The sequence below is a fragment of the Escherichia sp. E2562 genome (assembly GCF_005781075.1).
Taxonomy (GTDB): domain Bacteria; phylum Pseudomonadota; class Gammaproteobacteria; order Enterobacterales; family Enterobacteriaceae; genus Escherichia.
The window spans coordinates 1-8,802 of sequence record NZ_VATM01000028.1; the positions used below are offsets into that span (position 1 = coordinate 1).

At 52.3% G+C, this 8,802-nt stretch carries 5 protein-coding genes and 3 pseudogenes; all 8 read left to right on the forward strand.

Translation table 11 applies throughout. The features are described from left to right. Positions 1-1,213 precede the first annotated feature (1,213 nt). Positions 1,214-1,480, forward strand: a pseudogene (locus FEK43_RS21870) (type VI secretion system contractile sheath small subunit); the annotation flags it as partial. Positions 1,481-1,533: 53 nt separating this feature from the next. Further along, the gene (tssK, locus tag FEK43_RS21875) at positions 1,534-2,883 is read left to right on the forward strand and encodes a type VI secretion system baseplate subunit TssK (protein WP_135408870.1); all 1,350 of its coding nucleotides are present in this window, start codon (positions 1,534-1,536) and stop codon (positions 2,881-2,883) included. Beyond that, positions 2,880-3,569, forward strand: a complete 690-nt coding sequence (tssL, locus tag FEK43_RS21880) for a type VI secretion system protein TssL, short form (protein ID WP_135380928.1) — start codon at positions 2,880-2,882, stop codon at positions 3,567-3,569. Before tssK ends, tssL begins: the two co-directional genes overlap by 4 nt. Continuing rightward, positions 3,569-5,215: an OmpA family protein gene (locus FEK43_RS21885; RefSeq protein WP_135380926.1), complete on the forward strand. Its 1,647-nt coding sequence runs from the start codon at positions 3,569-3,571 to the stop codon at positions 5,213-5,215. The genes tssL and FEK43_RS21885 overlap by 1 nt, the downstream gene beginning before the upstream one ends. Before the next feature lie 98 nt (positions 5,216-5,313). Next, positions 5,314-5,448: pseudogene (locus FEK43_RS21890) on the forward strand (type VI secretion system tube protein Hcp); the annotation flags it as partial. 161 nt (positions 5,449-5,609) lie between these two features. Further along, positions 5,610-5,771, forward strand: coding sequence for a hypothetical protein (locus FEK43_RS22885; protein ID WP_167850501.1), 162 nt, complete (start codon positions 5,610-5,612; stop codon positions 5,769-5,771). Beyond that, positions 5,768-8,125, forward strand: a complete 2,358-nt coding sequence (gene vgrG / locus FEK43_RS21895; protein WP_135408872.1) for a type VI secretion system Vgr family protein — start codon at positions 5,768-5,770, stop codon at positions 8,123-8,125. Before FEK43_RS22885 ends, vgrG begins: the two co-directional genes overlap by 4 nt. A gap of 15 nt (positions 8,126-8,140) precedes the next feature. Next, positions 8,141-8,802 (forward strand): annotated as a pseudogene (locus FEK43_RS21900) (hypothetical protein); the annotation flags it as partial.

The window sequence follows — 8,802 nt, forward strand, 5'->3', positions numbered from 1 at the left end:
AGTTTTTGTTGACCACTACAAAGCCATGATCGATGCCTGATAACGTAGTTGCCTGTGTTACCCGGTATAGTGGATATCCTTCTCCTCTCGCTTTGATTTACCTCGTATAGTGTATCTCCACTACACCGGGTGGCATCAGCCCCACTACCCCGATGCAGTCCATTTTCTTCTGCCTTTTCTGGGTGTCTTGTATGTATTTTAGCCAAGAATATGATCCTCACCCGGTATAGTGGATCACGTTATTGCCACCATACCTGATAGCGTGGCGGCACGGTTAGGAAACTTTACCTGGTACAGTGTATCGTGAATGATGATCGGCTCTGATAACGTGATGATACTGAAGTGAAAGCTGTACCCTGTGTAGTGGATCCAGTGAAAGTGCGCACCCGGTATAGTGTGCTTCATGGCTGAATCGGAGTTTGCCGCAGGTAGCCCTGCATCCATCATCATAACAGACACTGTCCGCAGGACTCGCGAGCCGTATGTGGGGTCGGTTTGGGAAATGGAAAATTTTGTACGTTAAGCGCATTATTTAACCACTCCTGATTTGTAAGGGCCTGATTTAAAGTCAGTGGTCATCGCATTTAGGTTATCCGATTGAGTCAAGACCCTCTAAGAAATGCCGTATAGTTTTTTTCACCGGAAACCTGGATTTTTCCGCGCCCAGTAACCACGGGCGCGGTTTCGTAAACGACCGGTTGAGAAACAACGATTTTGATGCTGAAACCTGCCACATAACCCGTAACTTATTCAACGTCATACAAATCAGATTGTTTTTAAAACGAAATACCCTCCATTACTTACAATGTTTTTCCTATAAGTCCGCTTTCGGATTTTTATCACAACGACATGTAACAAAAAATGTAACTGTTACAGTGAGTTATCAGTGCAAAGGCACGCATCCACACCAGGCAGTCATCACACTCATTGCACTGATCTTAATCAATAAAAGATCACATATGAAACATTCAACCGCCAAGGCACCTACTTATAGTTAATCCCCCTGTAAATGACGACATAAGCAGTGAACAAAAAAACCTTTACCCCAATACTTAGAGATGCGCCCTGTTACACAACAGATGAAAATTCTTAATAAAATTCTAAGAATAGATTTTTGATCTGCAAAGTTGATATTTTTTAGCAAAACGCTCTATCATCGCTTTGTAAAGATACCTCGTGGTAACTATCACCACTGCCCAACAAAGGGAATGATATGGCAGATTCCAGCTTCCAGAATGAAGTGCCAAAAGCACGCGTCAACATCCAGCCTGACCTGCACACGGGTTCTGCCCAAAAGAAAGTAGAGTTGCCCTTAAAACTTCTCGCGGTGGGAAATTTCAGCAACGGCAAAGAAACTCTCCCGCTTTCTGAACGCAGCAAGTTAACTATTTCAAAACACAACTTTAATAGCGTTCTATCCGAGCTTAACCCAGAGGTCAGTATTGATGTTGCTAACACCCTGAGAGGATATGGACGTCAATCTGTCGCGGGTATCTCAGATGCCGAAAGCAAAAGCATAAGGCGGGCGCAGAGATGAAAATTTATCGTCCATTGTGGAACGAGGGGGCTTTACTGTCTCCTCAGCAGTTCCAGCAGCAGGCAGAATGGGAGTCTTTTCGCAGCGCCGGTGCAACCGCACTGACATCTGCATTCCCCTGGGGTGTGGAAAAAATTGAGTTTAACGACAGTCTTCTTTCATCGGGTCTGATCCAGATTACGCAGTTACGTCTCTGGCTGGAAGATGGAACGCTGATTGATGCGCAAAGAAGCGATCTGCCTCCGGCGCCACGTGAGTTAGATGCCAGTCAGCTGGCAGGTCTTGATGCAGTAACTGTCGTTATCGCACTGCCTCATATGCAGCCGGGTGTTGCCAACGTTGAGCAGGAAGGCATCTTCCCGGATCGACCGCTTCGCTATCGCGAAGAATGGGTGACGTTGCCGGATGCATTTGGGCCTGAAGAAGAATCAATGGCAGTTGCCCGGTTCAATTTCTCCATCCGGTTTGCCCATGAAAGTAATGATTCCTGGAAAGTCTGCCCTGTAGCAAGGCTAATCCGGAACGGACATAATGCGTGGCTACTGGACCCGTCTTTCATTCCTCCCGTTGCGTCATTTTCGGCAAGCCCGGTTCTTCGCGAACGTCTGGTGCTGCTAAATCGCCAGTTACGTTCCCGACGCCAACGTTTGATGACAATGCGTCGTGAGAGCAACGAGAGACTTGCCGATTTTGCCGTCGCCGATGTTTCCCTTTTCTGGTTGCTGAATGCGCTAAATTCCCACGCTGGGGTGCTGACGGAATACGAACGTTTTCCTTCCCGTCCGCCTGAACAGGTGTGGGCTGAGCTTGCACGCCTGGCAGGAAGCATGCTGACCTTTTCCCTGGACCATGATCTCGACGCCATACCGGGGTATGACCACGAGGATCCCGCCAATACGTTTCCTCCGCTGTTTGACCTGATCTCGGGGTTACTTGAGGCAAGTCTGCCATCCCGGGTCATTGCTCTGGAAATGTCCCGTCCGGACGGCCAAACCTGGAAAGCAAACCTTCACGATATTCGTCTGCGCGAAGAGGCGGACCTCTACCTCTCTGTTCGCTCAGACATACCGGCCTGGCAGGTTGCCGATAAATTCCCGGCACTTTGTCAGGCGGGTTCACCTGATGACGTCAATGAGATCTATGGTGTTGCACTCAAGGGGATCCCTCTGATCCCTGTCAGCAGGGTCCCGGCGGCTTTGCCTGTACGCATGGAAAACCAGTACTTCGCGCTTGATATGGAAAGCCCCGCTGCGCATGAAATGCAGGAGCAGGGCGTGTGTATGTTCTACGTGCCTGAAATGCTTGGCGCACTGGAACTTGAACTGTTTGCGGTATTGCGCTCATGAAACAGGATATCGATATCGACCAGCTGATGACAGAGACCTGGCTCACCGTCACCATGCTGAAGAAAGGCGCCGTCACGCTCAATGGTAGTGCGCTTTACGACAAGTGCGTTAAACAGGTTGAAAGTGTGCGGGAAGCGCTGGAGCGTGCCGGTTATGACGAGGACAGTGTCGGGCATATTTCCTACGCACAATGTGCCTTGCTGGACGAGGCGGTGATGAGCCGTAAGCCTGAAAAGTGCGAGGAAGGAGAAGAGCCGAAAGTTGATGAGGGCCAGGTGGCATGGCGTAAAGTCCCGCTTCAGGCACGATTTTTCGGATCACTTCGAGCAGGTGAGGCTCTGTGGGATAGCATTGCAGAGGTCCTGCGTCAGCCCTCACCGAACCCAGCCGTTTTGACGTGTTATCACCGGGTAATTGCCCTGGGTTTTCAGGGGGTGTACGGATTGAAGGCGGTCAGTCAGTCGCAGCGGGATGAAGTCGTCAAAGCCCTGTCTGAGCGATGCTCTCCGCCTGATGCAGGCCTGTCACTGATTGTTCACCGGATGGGGAAACATCGTTGGAGTCTGATGCGTTCAGTCTGGTTCTGGATAGCGCTTGCCATCATCCTTACCGGTGTTATCTGGTGGGGCGGTCATCTGTGGCTCCAGGCACTCTTGTCAGCACAAATACCGGAGCTACGTAACTAATGCGTAGATCAGTCATTATTCCGGTTGCCCTGCACACCTTTGCAGCTGTTGCCACATTGCTGTGGTTGCTCTGGTATTTCATCCCAACAGGGAACGTGTTTAAAGGCCTGACCACGGTGCTGATCCTCCTGCTGGCAGACTGGACTGTTTTTAATAACTGCAGCCGGGAGCAGTCGGTATCCGAAACATCTGTTTCAGCTGCTGACCTGCCACTACTCGACACCCAGGGCCCCGTTGTACTGGTATGCGGTGACAGGCTGGGTGCGCTGTTTCAGGGGAATCCTCTGCGTAAAACAGCTCAGGGGTGGTGGCTCCGGGCCGATGACGTCAGCCGGTTAACGGATGTTGTCCGCAGCATACAGACGCAGTTCCCACGCCAGGTCGGTCAGCTTTCGGTTATGTACCGTTGCCTGCCAGACCATCATCAGGATGAAGCTGTTCTGCGCTCCACATTAAAGACGCTCCGCCAGCAGAGTAAACAAATCAAAACTCTGACGGGTTTCACTCTACCGGTTGTGGTGAGTGCCGAATTCTCCGGACCTGAGACTCCGTGGATAATCGTTCGTGGTGACAAGCCGATTGTATGTCCGGTAAATGATTCGCCGCAGGCTTTCATCGACTGGTTGCAGGCTAATGACAATATTACGGCGCTACCCGTGATCAGTCAGGCATTTTCATTTATCCGTAAAACCCTGACTGATGAGCTTGAGAAACCTGATCGGTTAACCCCGCCTGAACGAGCGTTTTCCGTGGCACTGCGCCTCGGTACCGTCCTTCCCGAAACCCAGTCAGTCTGGACCGACTGGCTATATTCCCGCACCTGTTTGCAGTTTTCCCGAAAGCCTGGGCAGACAGATCCGGTAAGTTTATTTCCGGATGCGGTTCTGCCGCTGCTGGCACCTTTTGCATCAACGGTGCAGGGGGGGCACCGTACCCGTCGCCTGGTCCTGCTGATGTGGGTGTGTGCTCTGACCGCATTGGGTATTTCTGCGCTCAATAACCGTGACCTGATCTGTCAGGTGAGCACCGATTTGCAGCGCTGGAATGCAATCCCGATGAACCACTATCGCCCTAAGGCAGAATCACTGGTCGCCCTGAAGCTGGATGCGCTCCTGCTTGAACGCTGGCAGCGTCAGGGAGAGCCTTTGCGTTACAGCCTGGGCTATTACCCGGGGCTACGCCTGTGGCTGGCCGTGCAACAGGCTATCGATACCTGGACTCCACCACCAACACCTAAACCAAAACCAGCATCTAAACAAAAACCAGTACCGAAAATTGTTCGTCTCGACGGCATGTCGCTGTTTGATTCCGGCAAATCGGCACTCAAAGACGGCTCTGCCAAAATACTCGTCAATGCACTGGCAGGGGTCAAAGCCAGACCAGGCTGGCTCATCGTGGTCAGTGGCCACACAGACAATACCGGCAGCGTTCAGCTTAACCAGACCCTGTCTTTACAACGAGCGGAGGCCGTTCGTAACTGGATGCGTGATACCTGGGACGTCCCGGAAAGTTGCATTGACGTGCAGGGTTACGGTGACAGCCGACCGGTTGCATCAAACGACTCGCCTGATGGCCGTGCGCATAACCGCCGTGTCGAGATCAGTCTGGTACCGCAGGCTGACGCCTGTCGTCTGCCTGGCGCATAACACGCGTCACAGGATGTACGTGACGTTTCAACTCAAGAAATGGAGAAGTAAACATGGCAATCCCAGTTTATCTGTGGCTGAAAGACGATGGCGGCGCTGACATTAAGGATGCCTCCTTCAAGAAGCATAACCACCTTGAGCAGATCGAGCTGCACTACGAAAAAATCACCTGGACCTACAAAGACGGCAACATCATTCATTCCGATTCCTGGAATGAACGCACCACAGCATAAGACTCTGGCGGGCAGATCCTTTCTGCCCGCCTTTTTTTTACTCCGCACAGCGCCTGTCAGACGGACGCTTTGCAGAGCAGTCTCACAATTTATCGGCATGAACCTTATGGGCATCGGTTGACGGCCAGGGGCGGTAGCGTGCCTGAACAAGAGGGAACGACATGGAACATCATTCAGCAGTCCTGCTACGACGACTTACCCCTTATTACGCCAGAGCACTGAAGGGGGCGGCTTTTTTATGTCAGTCCCGTGCGCATACAGAAATCACGCCTGAGCACTGGCTGCTGAAACTGCTGGAGCAGGCAGAAGGAGAGCCGTCATGAGCAGTTCCCTCTCCAACAAGGCTACCAGCCTGGTACATCAGCTTTTAGGGCAATCACTGTACCGGGTTGAAGTGCATGAATGCGACCATTTCCTGGATGTGTTACGTTACAACGCCGTTGAATCACTCAGCCAGCCCTGGCGCTATAACGTGGCGGTCACCTGCTCTTCTGCGGATATTGCCTGTGACTCGTTACTGCTGAAGCCCGCTTCATTCACTTTCCAGACACCCGTGTTTGACGGAACTCCGGCCCTGCCGGTCAGGACGGTATTTGGCGTAGTTGAGTCGTTTCGCCGCGTGTCTACCTCGAATGATGAGACCCATTACGCGCTGACTATCGTTCCCCGAATTGCCCTTCTGGGCTATACGAAAGGGAGCGAGATCTACCTCAATCAGTCAGTCACTGAAGTGGTTGAACAGGTACTGCGTAAACACGGTCTGGAAGGGCCTGATTTTGAGTTCCGGCTCTCCCGCGAATACCCCTCCCGGGAGCTCATCACCCAGTGGCGGGAAACCGACCTTGAATTTATCCAGCGTCTGCTGGCAGAAGTGGGCATTTACTGGCGCTATGAAATGGACAGCCGTCTTGAACAGGACGTGGTGATTTTCCAGGACAGCCAGCAGCAGTATGAATTTGGTGTCACGCTACCGTTACGCAACCAGGCCGGGATGAGTGACAGCGGGCAGGAGAGCATCTGGGATATTCAGACCGCATATAACGTGGTGAGCGGAAGTGTGGCCACCCGGGACTACAACTACCGTGAAGCGCTACAACCTCAGGACAGTATCGAGAGCATTTTCAGCAAAGAAGGGATCACCACCGGGGAAACGTACCATTATGCAGAGCCCTTCCTGACAGCAGGTGACGCTGAAAGCCCGGAGACCGGGGCATACTTCGCCCGTCTGCGTCACGAACGTATTCTGAATGCGCAATATCACGTCAGCGGGCATTCCTCCAGCCCTCATCTGGCTCCAGGTCAGGTACTGGAAACTGACGGAACGCTTCCCGATACCGTGAAAGAAGGCATTGTCATCACCACGGTGCGCACCAGTGGCTCACGAAAAAGTAGCTTTACCCTGACCTTTGAAGGCATCCCGTATAGCGAATCCGTCTGTTATCGTCCGGCGCTGCTCAATCGCCCGGTGATATCCGGCTCGCTTCCGGCCCGGGTGGAAAGCACACAGAAAGGTGACACCTGTTCCTGGCTCGATCCGGACGGACGCTACCGGGTAAAACTGGACTTTGACCGCAACAGTACTGAACAGGGTTATGCCTGTTTGTGGCTGCGGCTGGCCAGGCCCTATGCCGGTGATACGTACGGCTTCCACTCACCGCTTATCGACGGAACGGAAGTGGCCGTCGTATTTGACGGCGGAGACCCGGATCGGCCCTACATCGCCTATGCCCTGCACGACTCAGAACATCCGGACCCTGTCACCAGTGACAATCATACGCGGAACGTCTGGCGCACGCCGGCGAACAATAAGCTGCGGATGGAGGATAAGCGCCAGGAAGAGCATATCAAGCTCGCGACGGAATATGGCAAAACGCAGCTGAACATGGGACACCTGGTCAACAGCCAGCGTGAAAAGCGCGGAGCCGGTTTCGAACTGCGAACGGATGAGCATGGTGCTGTACGTGCGGCAAAAGGACTGTTCCTGACGGCTGATGCCCAGGCCAAAGCCCAGGGACCGGTACTGGAAATGGCCCCTGCGATAAGTCAGATTAATCAGGCCAACAGCCAGATGCAGGCGCTGAACAGCGCAGCTGAAGCCGCCGGAGCACTGGTCTCTGATATCAATACCCAGATTAGTTTTGTGACCGACAAAATCAGGGACCTCCAGTCTGCGGTCCTGCTGGGTAGCGCTCCGCAGGGGGTGGCGTTTACCTCAGGTGAACATCTTCAGCTCAGCAGTACCCGCAATACCATGATCAATGCCGGTCAACATCTTGATATCGGTGCGATGAAAAATCTGTCTGTAACGGTAGAAAAAGCCCTGGGTCTGTTTGTGCATAAAGACGGGGCGAAGCTGGTTGCCAACCAGGGAGACATCGAGATTCAGGCTCAGCACAACACGATGGCTCTGTTTTCTGAAAAGCAGCTGACGGTGACCAGTAGTAAAGACGAAATTATTATCAGCACCCCGGAAACCCTGACGCTGAACGGTGGCGGGTCTTACCTGAAGCTGAGTAAGAACGGGATTGAGCATGGTTCATCTGGTGAGTTCATTATGAAAACATCGAACTATCTGGTACCAGGCTCGGGCGCAAATCTTCCCAACGAAACACCCAATTTCAGCCTGACGGATATCACTCAGGAAAGCAAAATCAGCAGTAAGTCATTCAATGACTGACAGGGAGTGTGAATCGTGTCTGTATTACCCAAAATTGTCTGGCCAATCCCTTCCAACAGTCGGGGAAATGAGTTCAAAAATCAGGAAGAGATCCTCTCTCATGTCGGGGGGGAATCCACCGGGCAGTATATGATTGGCCGCAGTGGCATGTGGCATGGCGGGATCCATATCACCGAAGCAACGACCCCGTGGTGTGCGCTTAGCGGTAAGTCTCCACTTGAAGCGATAGATTTTCCAGTTCCTTTTAAAGGTGAGCAGGCAATTCGATGCATGGCTGATGGGGAAGTGGTTGCTTATCGTGTCTGCAGGGATTATCTGACGCTTGCATGGGAATCCGGCCCACTGAGCTTTTCCGGTTCGTTTGTTCTGGTTAAACACTTTATTCAACCGGGGGAGAAAGAAACCAGCGGACTGCATTTCTATACCCTGTATATGCATCTTGCGCCGTATTCAGCTTATGAGGCTGAAGCAGAAAATCAGTGGGTCATTCAGGATACTCTAAGAGCATATTCTGAAATGGACTGGCTGACGGCGAAACTGACTTCAGATAAAACTTCTCCACAAATTGCAGGGCACATGCCTGAAGGGGCCAGAGTGGAGTGGGACCCGGCAGACAGCAATCTTAACGCCACAGGAAGTAACAAGAGAAAATACGGTCTTGTGACGCTAAAGGGGTT